Below are 21091 nucleotides of genomic sequence, written 5' to 3'. Positions count from 1 at the left end.
GTACGGGAAAGGCCAAAAGTAAGCTTTACCGAGGATTTAAGCAGAATGCTTTCTACAAATTTTGGTTAGGAGGCAAAATTTCTAGTCGTGAAACTTAAGGAATTGTTTATATGCCGGGGGGCAGGGGGTCAGCCATTGCAAACCTGCAGCTGGGCCTTGGCATATTTACTTCCTTTATTAGCAGCGTTTTGCAGCAGTAAACAGCCCTCCGAATCTCCCATACTTGCCAGACAAAGCCCCTTTTTTGCCATAGCTTCTATATGGTTTGGGTTTTTCTTCAGGACTGCATCGAAATCTTCGATAGCCCATTCCAAAAATCCTGCATTCATCATGGCAAAACCTCTATTGTAGCGTCCGACCATATTATCTGGCTCGTACTTCAGGTAAGTATTGAAAATGGCCGCACAACCTAAGGCATCTCCTTGTTTGGCTAGCGCTATGCCTGTATAAAAATAGGCTTGGGGAAATTCTGGTTCCAAATCGGATGCTTTTCTAAGCATTTCTTCGGCCAATTTGAAATTACCTGTCATCAGTAAGGTTCGACCTAATAAATAGTAAATGTCAAAATTGTTTGGGTCTAAAGTAGCTGCCCTCAGCAGTCTCAATTCAGCATTTTTATAATCTTCTTGATCAAAAAGCAATTTCCCTAATCCTGCATGAGCTCCTGCATATTGATTATCTATATCCAGAATTCGCTCATAATCTGCACGAGCCTTTTCCAGCTCTCCCAGTTCCTCATAACTTCTGGCTCTGATGTGTAGGGCTTTGATATCTGTCACATGAAAAAACATATAGTGATTAACCTCTTCTATAGCTTCTTCATAATGCCCATTATTAAAAAGACTTTCTATGCTTTGAATGTTTTCTGAGCATGAGAAGGCAAAGGAATATATTAATACTGTAGTCAGTATACGTAAAAATCGTTTCATGACTAAATGAACAAAAAAATAAGGATTAGGAAAAATTTTTAAGGTGAAAAATTCCTAATCCTTACTTCATTTACAGCAATAAGCTGCTTTTTGTCTCACTAGCCTTAAGCTACTGGTGATCAAAGTACTCCTTTAGTACTTGGCAGTTGGTTGATATTGCTAGGATCCCGCATTACAGCCATCTTTATCGCACGGGCCAGACCTTTGAAGATCGCTTCGATTTTGTGGTGCTCATTATCTCCTTCAGCTTTGATGTTCAGGTTACATTTGGCCGTATCGGAGAAGGACTTGAAGAAATGGTAGAACATCTCAGTAGGCATATCTCCAACTTTTTCACGCTTGAATTCTGCATCCCAAACCATCCAGGGTCTCCCGCCAAAGTCTATGGCAACCTGCGCGAGTACATCATCCATAGGGAGTAGGAAGCCATAGCGGTAAATGCCTTTTTTGTCTCCTAAAGCCCTCAAATAAGCCTCTCCCAAGGCCAAAGCGGTATCCTCTATGGTATGGTGCTCATCGATGTGCAGGTCTCCCTTTACCTTAATCTCCAGATCTGTACTTCCGTGCTTGCCCAGCTGCTCTAGCATATGGTCAAAGAAGTGCAATCCGGTCTTGATATCGCATTGCCCACTGCCGTCTAGGTTTAGTTTGATGTAGATATCCGTTTCTGATGTTTTTCTACTTACTTCAGCTGCTCTTGGCGGCATTTTCAGAAAGGTGTAGATCTCGTCCCAGTCTGTAGTAGAAAGCGCTGCTTTACTTTCCTGCTCACCGATAAAAACTGCTTTGGCTCCCAGGTTTTCTGCCAGCTTCACATCCGTCAGTCTATCACCGATCACATAGGAATTTTCCAGATCGTATTCTTCCGAAAAATAGGACGTAAGTAATGCCGTTCCTGGTTTTCTAGTTGGCGCATTTTCATGCTCAAATGTTTTGTCTACGTGGATAGCTTTGAAGAAAATGTTTTCCTGTTCCAAGGTTTTGAGCATCTTGAATTGTGCTGGCCAAAAGGTGTCCTCTGGAAAAGAATCAGTTCCTAGTCCATCTTGATTGGTCACCATCACTAGCTCATAATCAGTCTCTTCCGCTATCTTTCTGAGGTTGGAAATTGCCTTCGGCAAAAACTCGAGCTTTTCCAGGCTATCTACTTGAAAATCAGTTGGTGGTTCCTTAATGATGGTTCCATCTCTGTCGATAAAAAGTACTTTTTTCTTCATGATTTAAAGGTTAAAACTTTCTGCGTAGATTTTTTTCAAAGCATCAATGAATGCTACATTTTCGGCACGGGTACCCACAGAAATTCTGAGGCAGTCTTCACAAAGCTGAACCTTGGACCTGTTTCGGACGATGATTTGCTCTTCGATCAGGTCATCATACACATGGTTGGCATTGGGCATTTTCACCAAAAGGAAGTTGGCATGGGAAGGGTGGATTTTTTCTACAAAGTCCAATTTTGCCATTTCCTCTTTCAGAAAATCTCTTTCTTGAAGCATATCCGCGATCATGGCGTTGACCTTATCTACATTTTTGATTGCTGCCAGCACCGTTTCCTGGGTCAAACCTGAGATGTTGTAAGGGGGTTTGATCCTATTGAGAATTTTGATCATAGCTTTGGAGGCAAATGCCATCCCAAGGCGCAGCGATGCCAGTCCCCAGGCCTTGGAGAAAGTCTGCATGACCAGGAGATTTCCATACTCAGGTAGCAAATTGGTGAAGCTAGGCTCATCACTGAAGTCGATGTAAGCTTCATCTACCACCACTAAACCGTGGAATTCCTGGATCAATCGTAAAATATCTTCCCGATTGACCTTGTTGCCACTAGGATTATTGGGAGAGCAAACGAAGATGATTTTGGTGTGCTGGTCTACCGCATCCAGAATTTTATCGGTCTGAAGCTGAAAGTCCTCGGTCAAGGGAACCCTTCGGGTTTCCACATCATTGATTCCCGCGCTCACTTCATACATGCCATATGTAGGGGGCAGGATGATTACATTGTCCTGTCCGGGGTTACAAAATGCTCTAAACAGCAAGTCAATAGCTTCGTCAGAGCCGTTTCCGAGAAAAATCTGAGAAGGTTTTACCTGCTTTATTTTTGCTATTTCGGCTTTCAAGTCTAGCTGATATGGATCCGGATATCTATTGAAATCCTGGTCTGTCACTGAACCGTAAGGGTTTTCATTGGCATCTAAGAAGATTCCTTCCTTTCCGGTGTATTCATCCCGCGCAGAAGTGTATGGAAGTAAATCTACGATGTGCGGTCGTAAAAGTGGAGTTAGGTCAAACTTCATTTCTTGCTTGTTTTAAGATATTCGAGTCTGATGGATACAGCGTTTTTATGGGCATCTAACAATTCGTTTTCAGCCATGATTTCAATAGTAGGCCCCAATTGTTTCAATCCTTCCGGGCTGATCTTCTGGTAGGTGATTTTTTTAACAAAACTATCCAAAGAAACTCCGCTGTAATTTCTGGCATAGCCATAAGTAGGGAGGGTGTGATTAGTGCCAGAAGCATAGTCACCTGCTGATTCAGGGGTGAAATTCCCGATGAAAACCGACCCTGCATTCACAATAGCTTCAACGGCCTTATCTTCATGCTCTACGCTGATGATCAGGTGCTCAGGAGAATAATAGTTGATGAGTTCCAAAGCCTCATCCCGGTTTTCCATGATCACCGCCCGGGAGTTTTCCAGTGCTTTTTCAGCTATGTCCTTGCGCGCAAGCTCACTCAGCTGACTTTCAATTTCCTTCAGGACTTTTTTCGCAAACTTTTTAGTGTCAGTGACCAAAATAACCTGGCTATCTACCCCATGCTCTGCCTGAGATAGTAAATCTGCTGCCACAAATGCTGGAGTGGCTGTACTATCCGCATAGACCAAAACCTCCGAAGGACCAGCAGGCATGTCTATAGCTACACCATATTTGGTAGCGATTTGCTTTGCCGCAGTGACAAATTGGTTTCCAGGCCCGAAAATCTTATCAACTTTTGGGACGCTCTCTGTACCAAAAGTAAGTGCAGCTATGGCTTGGGCTCCACCGGATTTGATGATTTTTGTGATACCGATCAGGCTGGCTGTGTAGAGGATTGCCGGATGGATCTCTCCTTCTTTGTTGGGAGGAGAGCAAAGTACTATCTCTTTACAGCCTGCAAGTACGGCTGGTATTCCCAGCATCAAAACCGTACTGAACAATGGCGCTGTACCTCCGGGGATATACAACCCTACATGTTGAATGGCCACGCTTTTTCTTCGGCAAATGACCCCAGGAATAACTTCTTCCACGATTTCCGGGGTAAACTGCGCACGGTGAAAACGCTCAATATTGGCTTTTGCAGTGTGGATGGCTTCTTTCAGTTCTGAAGAAATGGCTGCCGCAGCATTGGCTTTCTCCAGGTCGGAGACGAAAAGTGAATCCAGCTCCACATGATCATATTCCTGAGCAAATTTATAAAGCGCCTTATCGCCGTTTCTTTTGACCTTTCGGAGAATAGGTTTTACTATTTTGTTGATTTGCTTCGTTTTGAAAACAGGGCGCGCCAGTTGCTTTTTCCAAGTTCCCTTCGAAGGATTATCTAGGATTTTCATCTTAAATTCTGGTCTAGGTTAGAGTAGGGTAGAGCTAGTTAGAGTATCATCTTTTCGATAGGAACCACCAAGATGCCTTCAGCTCCAGCAGCCCGAAGTTCTTCTATGTTTTCCCAGAATTGATCTTCATTGAGTACAGAATGAACCGATGACCAGCCTTTTTGGGCCAAAGGTAAAATAGTAGGGCTCCGCATGCCGGGGATCAGACTGATGATTTTGTCAATAGATTCATTTGGGGCATTCAGCAAAACATATTTACTGCTTTTTCCTTTTTGTACGGCATTGATTCTGAAAAGCAGCTTTTCTGCAATCTCCTTTTTCCAATCTTCAAGGTTATTATTGGCTATCAAAACAGCCTCAGATTTAAAGATTTCTTCTACCTCTTTCAGTCCGTTCATCATGAGTGTACTCCCTGAGCTGACGATATCGCAGATCCCTTCTGCCAGGCCTATGCTCGGCGCTATCTCCACTGATCCTGAGATCTCGTGAATGTCAGCATTGATGTTTTTGCTTTTCAGGTAGTCCCCAAGAATTTTTGGGTAGGATGTGGCAATATTTTTTCCTTCAAAATATTCCACACCTTTGTATTCCTGACCTTTGCTCACCGCTAGTGAAAGTCTGCACTTGGAGAATCCCAGTTCTTTTAAAGTAGTGACGTCTTTGTCTTTTTCTACAACTTCGTTTTGTCCCACGATGCCGAGATCAGCTACTCCATCGGCCACATAACCGGGAATATCATCGTCTCTTAAGAATAGAAATTCAATGGGGAAATTGGTGGAAGTGGACTTTAGTTTTCCGGTTCCGTTGTAAAATTTAATACCACATTCTTTGATGAGGCTGAGTGAGTCATCTGATAGTCTGCCGCTTTTCTGTACGGCAATACGGATAATTTTTTCCATGTTGGCAAGTTACGCTAAGAAGTAAAAGATTGTAAGAAATGTTGGTGAAAAGCGGAATCCCTTTCATCGGCTTCACCGGGTAAGTAAAAATATTCCTCAGGAGGAATGATGGAAATGATGCAGCAAGTGAGCTTGCTGAATTGCTAAAAATTCAATATTTCTATTGCTGTTTTCCATTATTGATGGCAAATATAAGAATGGAATGAAAGAATGCAAATGGCAATTTGTTTTTTTGAGGGATAGATTATGGGGACGTTAACTTGTGCGGAATAAATCAAACTGCCAGGCTAGGTATAGAAGGAGATTATTCTGGAAACAACTTTTGAGTAGCATGATCAGTTACGCGCCTAATTTCATGATTAGAGAAGCATTGATCTATTGGCGTACAATTTCTCCCGATATCCCTTATAGCCATAGCGGAATAGCAAATACTCTCAGGATCTGCACCAAAAATACCTGCGCCCTGCCTCTGATGGTCTGAACTGGTCTGTGGTTTTAGGATAATGGGAAAAGGGGCAAAAGTACTTAGCCTCCGGACTTTTTCGCTTTGTATCCAACGTCGAGCAGGATCTGCAGTACCTTATCTCTATGATCGCCCTGGATTAATATTTCTCCGTCTTTTGCTGAGCCACCTACTCCACATTTGTTTTTGAGCAGTTTACCGAGCTCTTTTAGGCTTTCGTCAGAACCTACAAATCCATCTATCAAAGTGACTTTTTTACCAGCTCTGGCTTTTTTATCCAGCATTACTTTCAGGTTCTGCTGATTAGGGGCCAAGGTTTCATTTTGATCTTCTTGCCCAGTATCGAATTCAAAGTCATCACTGGTAGAATAAACTACCCCATCTCGCTTTTTCCAGTCGTTGTTTTTTCTTCCCATAGTTAAAATGAGCACCTGCCGGTACATGGCAAATGCTTTAGCTATTTTTCCTTTCTGATCTGATCTGATCAGGTAATTCTATTTCTTGCTTATTTTGAAAGTCATGACCGGCCTCTTGGCGTGATTGACCACATCTTCGGCTATACTTCCTGTCATCAGGTGAATAAATCCAGTATGACCATGAGTGGCCATTGCGATCAAATCTGCATCTATATCTTCCGCAAATTCCACAATTCCAGCTTCTTCTGAAGTGGAATTATAGATTTCTGCCACCGCATTTTCTATCTTATTATGGTTGACGAAGGTCTTGATGCGCATGCTTGATTCCCGCGTGGTTTCGAAGTTGCTCGGCGTATTGACTATGACCAAGTAAAGGTCAGCATCAAAAAGCTTCTGCAAAGTAATGATCCTGGAGACGAGCACGGAATCATCTTCTCTGAAGTCGCTGGCAAATACAATTTTCTTGAAATTAACGGGATCTACTTTGCTTTTCACTGTCAGTACAGGGCATTTCGCTGTACGCACTACTTTTTCGGTATTGCTACCGATCAGAATTTCTTCTAGGCCACTGGTGCCTTTGGAGCCCATGATGACCAGATCTGGTTCTTCGTCGTTGATTGCATCATCTATACCAGAGAAGGCATTTCCTAACGTAATTTTTGTAGTCAGATTAAAAGAGCTGGCAGCATATTTTTCTTCGAGTTCTTTAAACTGTTTTTTTCTACGATCCATCAGTTCTATAAAGAAGATCTGATTGTCCATTTCCGGGATCATTTCTCCTCCTCCCATAGTTCCTAAATTCGCAGAGGAGGGAACCTCTACTACGTGGAGAACAACAATGCGAGCGTTCTCCAGTTTTTCGGATATTGCCAGGGTGAAATCCAGGGCATTTTGGGCTTGCTCTGAAAAATCGAATGGGACAAGTACTTTAGTCATAAAATATGGTGTTATGGTTTATGCCAAATTAGCCGAAAAAAGGGGAGTAGAAAAGGACTTTTGTCAGCTTTTTCCTAAAAAAAGCAATCCAATCCCAAATAAGATTACCCAAAATAGCGTGCTGATTGCCATTTTTTTTAAATAAGGGTCAATCTCTGAAGACTCTTTTCCCTGCTGTACCCCAAGTCCGATTTTAAGCTGAAATGGAAGTATCAAATAGGCCAGAAGTGCTCCCCATTCTTTGCTTAACAGAACGAATATTAGCAGGGAGATATTTCCTCCAAGGATTAAAAACCAGTTGTATTTTACAGCCAAGTTTTTCCCAATTCTCACAGGGATAGATTTCTTGCCTGCGATCTGGTCAGACTCTATGTCCCGGATGTTATTGATGTTTAATACGGCGGCACTGAACAGCCCCAGGGCTACGCCTATGCAGACCACAGCATTGTCCCAGGATAAACTGTGCAGAAAGTAAGTCCCAAAGACTCCAAGCAAACCGAAAAAAAGAAAAACGGAAATGTCTCCCAGGCCCAGGTAGCCATAGGGATTTGAGCCGGAGGTATAAGATACCGATGCCCAAATCGCCAAGAGACCCAGGACTATAAATAAAGCGATGACTAACCAGCTTTGTACAGCCAGATAAATTAATAACAACCCAGATACTAAAGCCAATCCTGCAAACCAATACATTGCCCTTTTCATCTCTTCCAAGCTGATGAGACCGGACTGCACAGCTCTTACGGGCCCTTTTCGGTCTTGGTGATCTGCTCCGTGGACTGTGTCTCCGTAGTCATTGGAGAGATTGGAAAGTATTTGGAGAAATATGGTGGTGAAGGAAGCCAATACCAAAATTTCCCAACGGAAAACCTCGTGGTATGCGGCTAGAAAAGACCCTGCAAAAATACTCGCCAGAGCTAAAGGTAAAGTTCGAAGCCTGACTGCATGCAGCCAGGCTTCTTTTTTTGATTGAATGCTTTGTTTCACTCGGAAGTCAATCGTGTGGATTAGGAGTTGATTAATGCTATGATTTGCTCATCCAGCGGTGATACTTTAGAGGGGAGAAACTCGAGTAACTTTCCCTGTTCGTCCAAAATATACTTGCAGAAATTCCAGCTAGGTTCTTCATTGTTCCAGCCATTTTGGTCCGCATCTGAAAGCCACCTATAGATGGGATGCTTGTCAAATCCCTTCACGGAGATTTTTTCAAACATTGGAAAGGTCACGCCATAATTCTCTGTGCAAAACGATTTGATTTCTTCGTTTGATCCTGGTTCTTGTCCTCCAAAGTTATTGGCTGGAAATCCTAAAATGACCAATTTATCGGAGTGCGCGGCATAAAGTTTCTGCAATTCCTCGTACTGCGGGGTATAGCCGCATTTGGAAGCTACATTTACTACCATGATTTTCTTGCCTTTGAAGGAGCTGAAGTCAACTTCTTTCCCATTCAGATCCTTCATTTTGAAATCGTAAAAGGACTTTTCCATGTTGTTTTTTGACTTGGCAGCATGCGTACTGCTGATGGCATAAGCACTTACTAGCAGGATTAAGCATCCTAGAAATAATAAATTTTTCATAATTACATTCTATCAGGTACTGTGATTCCCAAAAGCTTCATTCCTTTTTTCAGGGTTTTGGCGGTATGTGCAGACAGAGCCACCCGGAAAGCCAAAATGCTTGAGTCATTTTCCAGAAATATAGGGAGATCTGCATAGAATCTGTTGTATTCCTTAGCTAAATCGAAAAGATATTGTGCCAAAATAGCCGGAGAATAATCCGTGCCAGCCTGGGCTATTTTCTTTTCAAACTCATTCAGCAGATAGATAAGGCTGGATTCAGATTCTTCAATTTTGGCGATTTGAGAGAAATCTGCATTTTGGTAGGCTACTCCGATTTGATCTGCTTTTCTCAAAATGGAAGCGATGCGAGCATGAGAATACTGGATGAATGGCCCGGTGTTTCCTTGAAACTCTATGGATTCTTGTGGATTGAACAGCATGCGCTTTTTAGGGTCTACTTTCAGCAAGAAGTATTTCAGGGCCCCCAGCCCCAATGTTTCATATAATTCTGCAGCTTGAGCCTCATTGAATCCGTCGATTTTCCCGAGTTCCTTGGTGTGCTGGGCGGCAGTATCGACCATCTCCTGCATCAGGTCATCTGCGTCTACCACTGTGCCTTCGCGGGATTTCATTTTACCGGTAGGCAAATCTACCATTCCATAGGATAAATGGTATAGCCCTTCGCCATAGGGACGGCCTAGTTTTCTCATGATCTTAAACAAGACATCAAAGTGGTAATCCTGTTCATTACCCACTACATATACGGACTTGCTGATTCCGAAATCATCATATTTCAGATCAGCCGTCCCCATGTCTTGGGTGATGTAAACAGAGGTGCCGTCACCTCGTAAAACCAACTTTTCATCTAATCCTTCGTCGGTCAGATCCACCCAGACGGAGCCATTTTCTTTTTTGAAGAAAACGCCTTTTTCCAGGCCTTCAGTCACGATATCCTTGCCTAGCAAGTAGGTGTTTGATTCATAATAGTATTGGTCAAAACTGACGCCCATGCGTTCGTAAGTTTTGTCAAATCCAGCATAAACCCATTCGTTCATCTGCTTCCAGAGCGTCACGACTTCTTCGTCATTGGCTTCCCATTTGCGAAGCATATCCTGTGCCTCAAGCAGGAGAGGTGCGTTCTTTTTAGCCTCTTCTTCGGATTGGCCTTGTTCTTTGAGTTTGGCTATTTCTTCTTTGTATTTCTGGTCAAAGATCACGTAGTATTTTCCAGCCAGATGATCTCCTTTTAGCCCAGAAGATTCTGGAGTTTCTCCATTGCCAAAATGCAGGTATGCCACCATTGACTTACAAATGTGGATGCCACGATCATTTACCAGATTAGCCTTGATGACTTCGTAGCCATTTGCTTCCAGAATTTGTGCCACGGCAAAGCCCAAAAAGTTGTTTCTCAGATGGCCCAGGTGAAGGGGTTTGTTGGTATTGGGGGAGGAATACTCTACCATCACTTTTTCGCCTTTGGCTGGGAGCTGCCCCAGGTTTTCATAGGTAAACAGCTTCTGGAAAACATCTAGCCAACTCCTATTGTCCAGTTCCAGGTTCAAAAATCCTTTCATTACATTAAAACCTGAAACTTCGCTTACATTTTCCTTTAGGTAATCGCCTAGCAGGTTTGCCGTGGCTTCAGGTGTGGTTTTGGATACTTTCAAGTAAGGGAAAACCACAAATGTGTAGGTGCCCTTAAATTCCTTTCGCGTAGGAGCCAGGCTGATCTGATCCAGCGGAAGCTCATGGTTGAAAATATTCTGAAAGGCAAGCTGAATGCCGTTATGTATTGATTCTTGTATGTTCATGGGATTTAACCGCGGAGGGCACAGAGGGTAGCGCAGAGTCCGCTGTGAATATTTTAAGGTATTTATTTCGTATTTATTACTCTTCTAATTCCAAGTCTGAGCCTTGGGACATTGAAATTAATTAAAAGTCCTAATTTGAATTTGCCAAGCTTTACATAATTGAGTGTCTGGGCAAAATGAATATTTGTGGTTCTTTCTACAGCTTTCAACTCCAAAACTAGCTTTCTTTCTACTAAAATGTCAATGCAATAACCATTTTCTAATGCCACACCGTCAATAATCAATGGCATTTTCTTTTCAACTTCTACGAATAGGCCTTCATTTTTGAGTATAAATGCCAAGGCCTGTTTATAGGCATTTTCTAATAAACCGGGTCCTAGTTGGGTATGAACTTCCATTGCTAGCCCAATTACTTTGGTGGCAAGGTCATTTTCTAAAGACAAATCAGAGCGTTCCATAATCTTAATGTTACTTTCAATTGAAAATAAGGATAAAATTTCTCATTGTGGCCGCTGTGTTTCCCTCTGTGAACCCTGTGGTTTCCTATAATTAAAAATTATCCACCAAGCTTTTGGTCGTTGCTTCGAGGACTTCGAAAGCATTTTCAGCCATCACATTCTCCGAATCGAGCGTGGGGTTTACTTCTACGATTTCCCAGCAGCACACACGCTTGTCTTGAATGAGTTTGACATTTAACTCTATCGCCTCCTGCACTGTGAGCCCGTCAGGAACAGGGGTGCCAGTTCCCACAGAGATAGAACTATCCAGACTGTCTACATCAAAGGAAATATAGATTTGATCGCATTCCTTCAGGTTTTCCAGCGCTTCCTCGGCGATTTGATCGATTCCTTTAGTTCTTACCTCTTCCGTGCTAAAGTTTTTGATCCCGTAGTTTTTAATCAGATGATCCTCCGGTGCCTCGGTATCTCTGACTGTGATAAAGACAATATCGCTGGGATCGATTTTCGGACTGTCTCCACCGATTTTTTTTATTCTTTTCCAGAGCGCAAGTGTTTCTTCGCTAGGTTCGTTCTTTTGGCAGTCGAGATTATCCAGACCAGACACCATGGCCAAAGGCATCCCGTGCATGTTTCCAGAAGGGGTGGTGTAGGGAGTGTGTAAGTCCGCATGTGCATCTATCCATATCACCCCTAATCGCTTGTCAGGATCGGCAGCTTTGATTCCCATGATGGTTCCGGCGGCGGTGCTGTGATCGCCTGCCAGTACAATGGGAAACTTCTTTTCCATCCTCAAAGATTCTATAGTCGAATACACATTTTTAAGTACCTGATAGACTCCGTCAATGTACTTGGCATGTGGAAAGTTGTTTCCTTTCCAGAGGTAGTTGTTCGCGTCTGGGACGTTGATGGGATCAAACTTGGTGAAAAAGTCAGATTTTTTGTCTAAGCTGGCAATTTTCAATGCCTCTATGCCTAGGCTTGCTCCCCGGGTGCCGGCGGCAATTTCTGAACGTACTTCTACTAATCTGATATCTCGCATTCTAGCTAGTTTTTAAAGTTAAATTGGGTAGGTTTTAGCGAGGCAAAAGTAGTTAAAAATGCCCTTAAATGATCAATTTTCAATAAGCAATGCGCCTTTAGCAAAGTTCAAAATTGTGGTGAGGAGTTTTAATTATAGTTTCGGTTTTTCCCGCAGATGTTCACTGATAAGATTCGCAGATATCCTCAGATCTCAAATTTTAGGTTTTGAAACTATTCGAAAGATACATTCAGCGAAAATCTGCCTTATTTTTCTGAGCGTATCTGCGGGAAATAATCCTATAATAGAGTTTACTAACTTAATATCAATAGTTTTGAATTATGACTATTTCATCTAAACTACCTGAGGTCGGGACAACTATTTTTACAGTCATGTCTAAGCTTGCCAGTGACTGTGGAGCCATAAATTTATCGCAGGGATTTCCTGGCTTCGATTGTGATCCAGAGTTGCTTGATCTGGTAGATCAATACATGAGGGCAGGATTGAACCAATATGGACCTATGAGTGGAGTAGGAGCTTTACGTCAGCGTATCGCTGAGAAAAGTAAGTTGGTTTATGGGGTTGACCTTGATTCAGAAAGTGAAGTAACGGTTGTTTCCGGTGCGACTGAGGCACTATATGCAGCTGTGGCTGCAGTGGTAAAGCTTGGTGATGAAGTGATACTTTTAGATCCTGCTTATGATAGCTATGCCCCGGCAGTGAAATTGAATGGAGGTATTCCTGTTTATGTTCCGCTGGAAATGCCAGACTTTTCGGTAGACTGGGAGAAGGTCAAAACAGCCATCACTGCCAAGACCAGATTGATCATGGTGAATACTCCTCATAATCCCAGTGGTTATGTATGGACCCAAAATGACCTGGATACTTTGGCTGAGTTAGTTCAGGATAGTGCAATTCTAGTCGTAAGTGATGAAGTTTATGAGCATATTACTTTTGATGGTAGGAAACATTTATCCTTGCTGACCCACCCTGTATTGAGAGCTAAAACTTTTGTATGTGGTTCTTTCGGTAAAACCTTTCACGTGACCGGCTGGAAGATCGGTTTTTGCCTCGCACCGCCAAGACTCACAGAAGAATTCAGAAAGATTCATCAATTTCTGACTTTCGGAACCGTTCCGCCTTTACAATATGCCTTGGCCGACTTCATGTCAGATCCCTCTCGCTACCTAGGACTTTCTGACTTTTATCAGAAAAAAAGAGATTTGTTTTGTGAAGGTTTGAAGGAAACCCCTTTTGTATTTACTCCTGCTCAGGGAAGTTTCTTTCAGATGGTTTCATACGGCCATCTCTCTGATGAAGATGATTACCAGCTTGCTGTGAGATTGACCAAGGAAATTGCTGTAGCGAGTATTCCGATATCTGTTTTTTTCTCGGATAAAAGGGACTTGAAAATTCTTAGATTTTGCTTTGCTAAAGAAGAGAAAGAACTGCTAGACGCACTAGAAAAAATCAAAAATATTAAAATTTAAGATGCAGATTAGTAAGGGCTTGAGTTTATCTTTTTGTTAATACCCTATAAAAATGATAGGGAAAATAGGTAAAAGTGTAAAACAGTAATATATTTGGCTTGAAAACTAATCTACTATTCAGCCATGAACGCATCTTTAGCCCAAATTTCTCCCCAAAAAAATTCTAATATAAATCAAGTCCTGACACGGACTGATACCAACCAAGGCTTAAATCAGCAGCAAGTATTAAGGGTTTTCAATCAAAAGTCTGGTGAAATAATCCAAGGGGTTTGCAAATTTGAGTCAGGATTTGAATTCTTATTTCCGCTGTTTAGAGGTTTGAGTGCTGCTGGCAAACCCAGTTTTCTGAAACTCAATTTTTCTACTTCTGAGCAAGCTGCTTTCTTCCATTATCCCATTTCTAAAAGAGCGGAGGCTGATCTTTATTTTGCACAGTTAATTGGGCTCTTGAACAATGAAATCAAGTTTAAGAAAATTCTCAAGGAGATTATCTTGAATAGAAATGTCTTTAAAGCAGAGCAGTCATTGCTCCACAGCAGTCTCATGGGAGAGGCTTCCTAATTATTGAACTGTATGGATCCCCGCTTTCTTACCAGTAGCGAGAGCAATTATGGCTTAAGGTTTCTTGCTACGTGCTATGGACAGTGGACTGTTGTTGATGGACGATTATCCGCTACTATCCAGCCACATTCTTTATCTACTGGCATTATTGGGGATAATCAGGTTGAATTATTAAATTTTTAAAATTTAAGGGACAGTCTGTTGGGATTTGTCCTTTTTTCATTTGAAATCCCCTAATAAAAAGCAATTTTTGTAGGGCTTTAACACCAATGATTCTTGCTAATGAATACATATAAAGATCTGATTGAGCAGACATTTGATTTCCCTACTAAAGAGTTCAAGGTAGAAAACAATGAACTGCACTTCAATGGAGTGAATATGATGGAAATCATCAAAACCTACGGTACTCCACTTAAACTGACCTATCTGCCCAAAATCTCTGAAAGTATTCAGAATGCCAAGACGTATTTTAAGAATGCGATGGAGCAGCATGATTACAAGGGAAAGTACACGTATTGCTATTGTACCAAGTCCTCTCATTTTTCTTTTGTGCTGAATGAAGCGCTGAAAAATGATATTCATATCGAGACCTCTTCGACATTTGACATTCCTTTGGTAAGAAGTCTCTATGCTCAGGGCAAGATCACCAAGGATACTTTTATAGTCTGCAACGGCTTCAAAAGAGAGCTTTACAAACAATATATTTCTGAATTGCTCAATGATGGATTTGTAAACTGCGTGCCGATTTTGGATAACCTGACGGAGATCGATTATTACCTGGAGCATGTGAAAGTGCCTTTTCAGGTTGGGATCAGAATCGCAGCTGATGAGGAGCCAAAGTTTGGTTTTTATACCTCCAGGCTCGGAGTGAGATACAACGACATAATCAAGCTTTACGAGGAGAAAATCAAAGACAATCCGAATGTAAGCTTGAAAATGCTGCATTTCTTTATCAATTCCGGAATCAGAGATACCGCTTATTACTGGTCTGAGCTCACTAGGTTCATCCAGAAGTATGTGGATCTGAAAAAGGTAGCTCCTTCACTGGATACCATGGATATTGGAGGTGGATGGCCGATCAAGACCAATGTCTTTTTCGATTACGACTACCAGTACATGGCGGAGCAAATCGTGAAAAATATTAAGTGGATGTGCGGTAAGAACAATACCGACGAACCGAATATTTTCACAGAGTTTGGAAGTTATACTGTAGGTGAAAGTGGAGCGGTGCTTTATTCTGTTTTGGAAGAAAAGCTGCAAAACGACAAGGAGCTTTGGTACATGATAGATGGCTCATTCATTACCCAACTTCCTGATAGCTGGGGTCTGAATCAGAAGTACATCATGCTGGCTGTGAATAACTGGGATGCTGAATATCATAATATCAATCTCGGTGGATTGACCTGTGATAGTATGGACTACTATAATTCAGAAGCCCACCAGTACAATATTTACCTTCCGAAACCTGAGCAGAAAGTGCAGTATTTAGGTTTCTTCCATACTGGAGCCTATCAGGAATCACTGGGTGGCTATGGAGGAATTCAGCACTGCTTGATTCCTGCGCCAAAGCACGTGCTAATCGATCGGGATGAAGATGGAAACGTTACCCACCGACTCTTCGCAGAAGACCAGACGGAAGAGAGTATGTTAAAGACTCTTGGATATTAAAAAATCAAACCGCTCCCGAAAGAGAGCGGTTTTTTTCATCTTCCTTGACTAAGGACCGATTGCCTTTTGAGATTAAGGAGGTGTAGAAGATTATTACTCAGGCAAGCGACTCCTCAGCATATTGATTTGTCCCATATGATTGGCCTGATGCTCCATCACATGAAACCAAGCCCAGTGATTACTGACCTTTTCACCTTCGATATTGGATGAAAACCAATCATCATCTTTGGTTTTTAGCAGTTCTTTGGTTTTAACCCGAACTTCTGTCCAGGCATCCAGATAGTAACTAATTGGTTTTCCTACAAACTCATTCCTAGCATCTTCGCCAAGATAAAGTGCCGTCTCCCACTTCGCTTTTTCCTCTTCATTAAAGGATCTTCTTTCGAAAGTGTATGCTTGGTAATAAACTTCCGTAGCTGCCAAGTGCATGATCATAGCACCGATTCGGTTTGCTTTTTCATCCAGCAAAAAGTCTGTTTGGGCTTGATTTAAACCTTCCGTGCTGCGGATTATCCTCGCCCTTAGGTCTTCCAGCATAGAAATCATATTTCCTATGTCATGATCATAGCCTTTAGCAGGAGATATAGTCAGCTGAGCGAAAGAGTATGTGGCTCCCTGAATCAGCATGAGAAGTATTAGCAATGACTGTTTCATTCTATTTAAAATAAGGTTTATTATAAATGTACTAAAATATAGCCTAGCGTTCTGCTGATAAATAAATGTCCACTTCAGCATTGGACCAGTCCTGGCTTCTTTGATCATAGATTTCGAAATCAAAGTGATAGGATCTCCCATAATCAGATTTCCAGATTTCGCGCCAGGCATTGGCCACACAGTCCGGCATTTTTCCACGCGCAGTTAGTTTTAAAAAGGAATCGGCTGGAATTGTCAAAGTCTCTAAACCAGGAGGACATGAAGTGGAATCCTCTACCGGGCATCCTATGAAGTAAGAATAAGGAGCAGTGTGATCGCCCTCATAATCAAAATAAACGGCATAAACCTCTTCGCGTAGTTTTGTTGGAATGGCAGCATAGACTTTCTCCTGTTCAAATCGCTGCCAAAGCGCTCCGCAGTCCTGCATGGCCTGTTCGTTTCGGTTGGTAGTTTTGGAAGGCAATTTTATACCTAGAAGTGTAATTTTGGGAAGAGACAGTTTTTTCATGGATGCAGTTCAAAAATTTAGGTTGAAAATAAGGTTAGTTCGGTAGGGTTTAAACCCGGCATCAAACCTTATATGTATTTATCCCTGCTAATTACAGCTAAAAATAGTATCATCGCAACTGGAATAAAATCAACCCAAATCAAATATGAAGAATAAGTTTATCCTTACTATGGCTGCGGCATTTGCTGCATCCATATCAGTCAGCCATGCTCAGGACAAACTCCAGTCCATGCCTGGCTATGAGCAATATCAAGAAATAGCGCCCCAAATCCGCGGTTCTGTAGAATCCGGAGCATTGAATACCAGCTGGAAAGAGGATGGAAGTGGATTTGAATATGTGAAGGATGGAAAAAAATATTATTACTCCCTAAAGTCAAAGTCAGCCACTGAGGTGGGCGAAGCAGAGCGTCCAGCCAGGAGGTCATGGAACAGGCCAGCGCGTGGTCGCCAGTATGAATCTGCGATTTCGCCAGATGGCAATGTGAAGGCTTACACCCAAGACAGAAACATGTACATCAGTAAGCCTGACGGGAGTGGCGTAGTAGCGATTACTACTGATGGAAATGAGGAAAACCAGGTAAAATACGGCATTGCTACCTGGGTCTATGGAGAGGAGCTCGGCCAGTCCACTGCCATGTGGTGGTCACCAGACAGTAAGAAAATTGCTTTTTACAGATTCGTAGAGAAAGATGTGAAGAAATACTATGTACTGTTGAATCAATTGAGTCTTTATGATTCTTTGGAAATCGAAGCTTATCCTAAGGTAGGCGAACCCAATCTCCCGGTGGATTTAATGGTTTATGACTTGGAAACCAAGGAAATGACTGAATTGGATATCAGAGATGGTAAGCCATATAGTGATGGGGATTTGGGTACCTACATTTACGATATTTCTTGGACTCCTGACGGCAAAGAGTTGCTTTACCATAGCACCAATAGAAGACAGAACATCATGGAACTTCGTGCTGCAGATCCGGAAACCGGAAAGAGCAGAACTGTAATCCGCGAAGAGTGGCTGCCAAGTTTTGTGGTAAATTCTCCGGAAATGAAAGTTTTGGAAGATGGAGAGCATTTCATCTGGGCATCTGAGCGCTCTGGTTTCAATAACTATTACTTGTACAATTTTGACGGGACTTTAGTAAATGCGATTACTACTCATCCTTTTGAAGTTGCCAATATTGTCAAGGTAGATGAGGAAGATGAAACGCTATATTACATGGCTAGATCTGGTGAAAATCACATGCTGATGCAATTGCACAGGGTGAACTTTGATGGTACCAAGGATACTAGATTGACTGATCCTACTTTGAATCACAGTGTGGATATATCTCCTGATGGAAAGTATTTTGTAGATGTAGCGCAAAAGCATGATGTAGCTCCCTTTACCAATTTGGTGAATGCAAAAGGAAAAGTGGTAGCCGAGCTGGAGAAAAGCGACATGAGTAAATTTGAAGAGCTGGGTCTGAAAAAAGTTGAAGTATTTACTTTTACTTCCAAAGATGGAGAAACAGCGCTTCATGGTATGATCCATTTCCCTTCTGATTTTGACCCGAATAAGAAATATCCGGTCATCCTGAGCAATTATGGAGGACCTGCTACCAATGCTTTCCGGGAAAATTTCACGTATCCTGACCCTTTGACTGAATACGGGTTCTTGGTGTTGAATATAGACGGCAGAAACGTGCGTGGCCGGGGTAAAAGACTATTGGACCAATTGTACGGGAATTTAGGTTTGGTAGAAATGGATGATTTTGCCGAAGGCATCAAGTCCCTGCATGACAGACCTTATTTTGACAAGGACCGAGTAGGAGTCTATGGTACTTCTTATGGAGGTACTACCGCTGCCACCATGCTTTTGAGGTTCCCGGATTTGATTCATGCTGCCGTCGCCAATTCATCTGTGACAGATTGGAGACTTTATGACAATATCTATACGGAGCGTTTCATGAGCACCTTGGACAATAATCTAGAAGGATATAACCGGTTTAGCTTGATGAATATGGCAGACCAGCTAGAAGGTGAACTTTTAGTTTTCTTTGGAACTGCGGATAATAATGTGCACCCTTCTAATTCACTTCAGTTGATCAAAGCTTTCCAGGATGCTGGTAAAAGCATAGAGGTTCAGATCGCTCCTGATGGTGGACACACCGCCCTGAATAGGGACAGAATGATGGAGTTCTTTATTGAACACCTAGTGACAGATTACAAAGAAGAGGTGAGGTAAACTAGCCTTGATTTCAATAAAAAACCCTGATTAGAACATTCCAATCAGGGTTTTTTTATGGCCTGGAATAGATCACTATTCATGTTTCTTGATGCGAATGGTATAATTTTTAGAAGAATCCGGCACGTAAGTACGCATGGCAAAATCACCCTGTGGTTCATAAATAGGCATTAAATCTACTTGTTCATCCTGAAGCTCTACTGGAGGTATCTCTCTTCTCAGGTCAAAGTATGAGCCCTTTGGAGCTGCAAACAGTTCTTGTTGATCTTTCAATGAATAGTTCAGCTTGCTATCGAACTCCAAAGTGTCCATGGTAATAGGGGCTTTGATATCAAACGGAATGGTGGGCTTCTCCAATGTCTCCAGGCTTTTAGGGAGGACTCCCTGAGCATAAGAGGAGGTGCCTGCCAGGGTAAAGATGAATAGCGCGAAAAGTAAAGTTCTCATTTTAATTTGCTTATGGTTAACAATCAATGCTACGTGATGCCTCCTAATTTAGTTGAAAAATTAGAGGAAGTGCTAACTTATTGATCACTCATTTGTTAAAAAATGCATAAAAAGAGGCTGTATCATAGTTAGGTTTTCTTGCCGCGCGGAGCGAAAGAGAAACCTTGTTTGCGCTAATTATGCCGAATTTGACTTCGTTCAATGTGACAAGTACGCGTTATGAGACAGCCTCTTTTTTGACTATGTGTTTACTGGAAGAGCATGGGGACAAACTGGGTCAGGTACACCCTCCAGTTTCTCCAAATATGCCCGCCTTCTGACTCTACGTATTCATAAGGCATACCCATTTCGTCAAGTTTAGCTCTGAATTCGGTATTGGCATCATAAAGAAAATCTGTTTTGCCAATGGCGATCCAGTAGAGTTCATAGCCATTGTCCATTTGAGTTTTCAGCGTGCCATCTATATCTGAATAAACCTTGCCTGTAGCATCTTCTCTAGGCATTATCGCCGCTGAGAACAGTCCCATATAATCAAAGGTGTTTGGATAATATCTTGATATATGCATGGTGTGGTAGCCACCCATGGATAGTCCAGCTATGGCTCGATTCGCTTTGTTGGCTTTTACCTGGTAGTTATTTTCTACGAATTTGACAATGTCCATGAAATTTGCTTCGTAGGTTCCGTCCATAGTCTTTGGTACCATGAAATTTGGTTTGTACATCCCTTCACTTCCTTCACCCGGAGCTGCATCTTGGATCACATTTCCATTCGGCATCACCACAATCATTGGTTTAGCTTTACCCTGAGCGATGAGGTTGTCCATGATTTGTGCGGTTCTGCCCAGAGCTATCCAGGCTTCTTCATCACCTCCAGCGCCATGAAGAAGGTAAAGAACCGGGAATTTTTCCTTTGATTGCTCATATCCTGGAGGAGTGTAAACGGTCAATCTGCGATCCATTCCTAGACCGGGTGAGTCGTACCAGCGTCTGCTTACAGATCCATGAGGGACATCTTTGACTTGATAAAGTGCGGCTTGACCTTCACCTACCAGAAAAACATTGGTAACAGAAGCTACATCCCGGATCAAAAATGGATTATTGGGATCAGTGGTCCGTAGTCCATCTACGATGAAGGAATAGGAGTAGAGTTCTGGACTTAAACTTTCTGTGGTAAATGACCATATACCTTGCTCATTTTTGATCAATTCCGCAGCGCCAGGCCCGTCCATTTCACCCATTGGAGTTTCCATTTTTACTGTAGGCAGGAAATCCCCGGTAACTTGTACATTTTCTGCATTAGGTGCTGAAATACGAAATGTCACCCGGGAATCATCATGGATTTCTGGTGAAGTGATCTGCTGTGCACCAAATAAGGCTTCTTGTGCTTTTGACTGAATTCCGATCAAACTTAGGGATAGGAATGTCAGTAGTAATTGTTTTCTCATAGATAGGTTTTTTTGGATTGGATTG

20 protein-coding genes are annotated in these 21091 nt (G+C 42.2%); 4 read left to right on the top strand and 16 right to left on the bottom strand.

Annotated elements, in window-relative coordinates; genetic code table 11:
• Positions 1 to 128: 128 nt before the first annotated feature.
• The 12 genes from PBT90_RS09610 to rocF form a co-directional block, all read right to left on the bottom strand.
• Complete coding sequence (locus tag PBT90_RS09610; RefSeq protein ID WP_264810213.1) at positions 129 to 929, bottom strand: tetratricopeptide repeat protein; 801 nt, start codon at positions 927 to 929, stop codon at positions 129 to 131.
• Positions 930 to 1048: 119 nt separating this feature from the next.
• The gene (gene hisB / locus PBT90_RS09605) at positions 1049 to 2146 is read right to left on the bottom strand and encodes a bifunctional histidinol-phosphatase/imidazoleglycerol-phosphate dehydratase HisB (RefSeq protein WP_264810212.1); all 1098 of its coding nucleotides are present in this window, start codon (positions 2144 to 2146) and stop codon (positions 1049 to 1051) included.
• A 3-nt stretch (positions 2147 to 2149) separates the two neighbouring features.
• Entirely contained in the window at positions 2150 to 3217 is a 1068-nt protein-coding gene (hisC, locus tag PBT90_RS09600) for a histidinol-phosphate transaminase (RefSeq protein ID WP_264810211.1), read from the bottom strand.
• Entirely contained in the window at positions 3214 to 4509 is a 1296-nt protein-coding gene (hisD, locus tag PBT90_RS09595) for a histidinol dehydrogenase (protein ID WP_264810210.1), read from the bottom strand. The genes hisC and hisD overlap by 4 nt, the downstream gene beginning before the upstream one ends.
• A gap of 38 nt (positions 4510 to 4547) precedes the next feature.
• On the bottom strand, positions 4548 to 5408 hold the full coding sequence (hisG, locus tag PBT90_RS09590) for an ATP phosphoribosyltransferase (RefSeq protein ID WP_264810208.1): 861 nt from the start codon (positions 5406 to 5408) through the stop codon (positions 4548 to 4550).
• Between the two features lie 525 nt (positions 5409 to 5933).
• A complete protein-coding gene (locus PBT90_RS09585; protein WP_264810207.1) occupies positions 5934 to 6287 on the bottom strand; it encodes a translation initiation factor in 354 nt (117 codons plus the stop codon).
• Between the two features lie 78 nt (positions 6288 to 6365).
• Positions 6366 to 7223 carry a universal stress protein gene (locus PBT90_RS09580; protein WP_264810206.1) on the bottom strand — a complete coding sequence of 286 codons (858 nt, stop codon included), beginning with the start codon at positions 7221 to 7223 and terminating at the stop codon, positions 6366 to 6368.
• A gap of 63 nt (positions 7224 to 7286) precedes the next feature.
• Positions 7287 to 8207, bottom strand: coding sequence for a 1,4-dihydroxy-2-naphthoate polyprenyltransferase (locus tag PBT90_RS09575; protein WP_264810204.1), 921 nt, complete (start codon positions 8205 to 8207; stop codon positions 7287 to 7289).
• A 20-nt stretch (positions 8208 to 8227) separates the two neighbouring features.
• Positions 8228 to 8797 carry a glutathione peroxidase gene (locus PBT90_RS09570; protein WP_264810203.1) on the bottom strand — a complete coding sequence of 190 codons (570 nt, stop codon included), beginning with the start codon at positions 8795 to 8797 and terminating at the stop codon, positions 8228 to 8230.
• Positions 8798 to 8799: 2 nt separating this feature from the next.
• On the bottom strand, positions 8800 to 10590 hold the full coding sequence (argS, locus tag PBT90_RS09565; RefSeq protein ID WP_264810201.1) for an arginine--tRNA ligase: 1791 nt from the start codon (positions 10588 to 10590) through the stop codon (positions 8800 to 8802).
• 62 nt (positions 10591 to 10652) lie between these two features.
• A complete protein-coding gene (locus tag PBT90_RS09560) occupies positions 10653 to 11048 on the bottom strand; it encodes a GxxExxY protein (RefSeq protein ID WP_264810199.1) in 396 nt (131 codons plus the stop codon).
• Between the two features lie 91 nt (positions 11049 to 11139).
• Positions 11140 to 12090, bottom strand: a complete 951-nt coding sequence (rocF, locus tag PBT90_RS09555; protein ID WP_264810198.1) for an arginase — start codon at positions 12088 to 12090, stop codon at positions 11140 to 11142.
• Between the two features lie 320 nt (positions 12091 to 12410).
• On the opposite strand from rocF, the gene PBT90_RS09550 reads away from it, so the two are divergent.
• From PBT90_RS09550 to PBT90_RS09540, 3 genes are all read left to right on the top strand, one after another.
• A complete protein-coding gene (locus tag PBT90_RS09550; RefSeq protein WP_264810196.1) occupies positions 12411 to 13559 on the top strand; it encodes a methionine aminotransferase in 1149 nt (382 codons plus the stop codon).
• Between the two features lie 123 nt (positions 13560 to 13682).
• Positions 13683 to 14120, top strand: a complete 438-nt coding sequence (locus PBT90_RS09545) for a hypothetical protein (RefSeq protein ID WP_264810195.1) — start codon at positions 13683 to 13685, stop codon at positions 14118 to 14120.
• A 282-nt stretch (positions 14121 to 14402) separates the two neighbouring features.
• Positions 14403 to 15788 (top strand): arginine decarboxylase, encoded by a 1386-nt coding sequence (locus tag PBT90_RS09540; protein WP_264810193.1) that lies wholly within the window; start codon positions 14403 to 14405, stop codon positions 15786 to 15788.
• A 93-nt stretch (positions 15789 to 15881) separates the two neighbouring features.
• Here PBT90_RS09540 and PBT90_RS09535 read toward each other — a convergent pair whose 3' ends face one another.
• Both PBT90_RS09535 and PBT90_RS09530 read right to left on the bottom strand, forming a co-directional pair.
• The gene (locus PBT90_RS09535) at positions 15882 to 16442 is read right to left on the bottom strand and encodes a DinB family protein (protein ID WP_264810192.1); all 561 of its coding nucleotides are present in this window, start codon (positions 16440 to 16442) and stop codon (positions 15882 to 15884) included.
• A gap of 43 nt (positions 16443 to 16485) precedes the next feature.
• The gene (locus PBT90_RS09530) at positions 16486 to 16950 is read right to left on the bottom strand and encodes a GyrI-like domain-containing protein (RefSeq protein WP_264810191.1); all 465 of its coding nucleotides are present in this window, start codon (positions 16948 to 16950) and stop codon (positions 16486 to 16488) included.
• A gap of 145 nt (positions 16951 to 17095) precedes the next feature.
• Here PBT90_RS09530 and PBT90_RS09525 point away from each other — a divergent pair, with 145 nt between their 5' ends.
• Complete coding sequence (locus PBT90_RS09525) at positions 17096 to 19174, top strand: S9 family peptidase (protein ID WP_264810189.1); 2079 nt, start codon at positions 17096 to 17098, stop codon at positions 19172 to 19174.
• Positions 19175 to 19249: 75 nt separating this feature from the next.
• Here the strand turns inward: PBT90_RS09525 and PBT90_RS09520 are convergent, their stop codons facing one another.
• A complete protein-coding gene (locus PBT90_RS09520; RefSeq protein WP_264810187.1) occupies positions 19250 to 19621 on the bottom strand; it encodes a hypothetical protein in 372 nt (123 codons plus the stop codon).
• A gap of 248 nt (positions 19622 to 19869) precedes the next feature.
• On the bottom strand, positions 19870 to 21066 hold the full coding sequence (locus PBT90_RS09515) for an esterase (protein WP_264810186.1): 1197 nt from the start codon (positions 21064 to 21066) through the stop codon (positions 19870 to 19872).
• Positions 21067 to 21091: the final 25 nt, after the last annotated feature.

Source organism: Algoriphagus sp. TR-M9 (assembly GCF_027594545.1).
GTDB classification, from domain to species: Bacteria; Bacteroidota; Bacteroidia; order Cytophagales; family Cyclobacteriaceae; genus Algoriphagus; species Algoriphagus halophytocola.
Note: the sequence above shows the minus strand (reverse complement) of the source record. Positions and strands in the feature narration are given on the sequence as shown.

What these genes read in the sequence shown, in the direction of transcription:
- PBT90_RS09525 (WP_264810189.1), top strand. Translation starts at nt 17,096, where the DNA reads ATGAAGAATAAGTTTATCCTTACTATGGCTGCGGCATTTGCTGCATCC.
- hisD (WP_264810210.1), bottom strand. Translation starts at nt 4,509, where the DNA reads ATGAAAATCCTAGATAATCCTTCGAAGGGAACTTGGAAAAAGCAACTG.
- PBT90_RS09580 (WP_264810206.1), bottom strand. Translation starts at nt 7,223, where the DNA reads ATGACTAAAGTACTTGTCCCATTCGATTTTTCAGAGCAAGCCCAAAAT.
- PBT90_RS09550 (WP_264810196.1), top strand. Translation starts at nt 12,411, where the DNA reads ATGACTATTTCATCTAAACTACCTGAGGTCGGGACAACTATTTTTACA.
- hisC (WP_264810211.1), bottom strand. Translation starts at nt 3,217, where the DNA reads ATGAAGTTTGACCTAACTCCACTTTTACGACCGCACATCGTAGATTTA.
- hisB (WP_264810212.1), bottom strand. Translation starts at nt 2,146, where the DNA reads ATGAAGAAAAAAGTACTTTTTATCGACAGAGATGGAACCATCATTAAG.
- PBT90_RS09515 (WP_264810186.1), bottom strand. Translation starts at nt 21,066, where the DNA reads ATGAGAAAACAATTACTACTGACATTCCTATCCCTAAGTTTGATCGGA.
- PBT90_RS09610 (WP_264810213.1), bottom strand. Translation starts at nt 929, where the DNA reads ATGAAACGATTTTTACGTATACTGACTACAGTATTAATATATTCCTTT.
- PBT90_RS09545 (WP_264810195.1), top strand. Translation starts at nt 13,683, where the DNA reads ATGAACGCATCTTTAGCCCAAATTTCTCCCCAAAAAAATTCTAATATA.
- PBT90_RS09570 (WP_264810203.1), bottom strand. Translation starts at nt 8,797, where the DNA reads ATGAAAAATTTATTATTTCTAGGATGCTTAATCCTGCTAGTAAGTGCT.
- PBT90_RS09560 (WP_264810199.1), bottom strand. Translation starts at nt 11,048, where the DNA reads ATGGAACGCTCTGATTTGTCTTTAGAAAATGACCTTGCCACCAAAGTA.
- hisG (WP_264810208.1), bottom strand. Translation starts at nt 5,408, where the DNA reads ATGGAAAAAATTATCCGTATTGCCGTACAGAAAAGCGGCAGACTATCA.
- PBT90_RS09520 (WP_264810187.1), bottom strand. Translation starts at nt 19,621, where the DNA reads ATGAGAACTTTACTTTTCGCGCTATTCATCTTTACCCTGGCAGGCACC.
- argS (WP_264810201.1), bottom strand. Translation starts at nt 10,590, where the DNA reads ATGAACATACAAGAATCAATACATAACGGCATTCAGCTTGCCTTTCAG.
- PBT90_RS09585 (WP_264810207.1), bottom strand. Translation starts at nt 6,287, where the DNA reads ATGGGAAGAAAAAACAACGACTGGAAAAAGCGAGATGGGGTAGTTTAT.
- PBT90_RS09530 (WP_264810191.1), bottom strand. Translation starts at nt 16,950, where the DNA reads ATGAAAAAACTGTCTCTTCCCAAAATTACACTTCTAGGTATAAAATTG.
- PBT90_RS09535 (WP_264810192.1), bottom strand. Translation starts at nt 16,442, where the DNA reads ATGAAACAGTCATTGCTAATACTTCTCATGCTGATTCAGGGAGCCACA.
- rocF (WP_264810198.1), bottom strand. Translation starts at nt 12,090, where the DNA reads ATGCGAGATATCAGATTAGTAGAAGTACGTTCAGAAATTGCCGCCGGC.
- PBT90_RS09540 (WP_264810193.1), top strand. Translation starts at nt 14,403, where the DNA reads ATGAATACATATAAAGATCTGATTGAGCAGACATTTGATTTCCCTACT.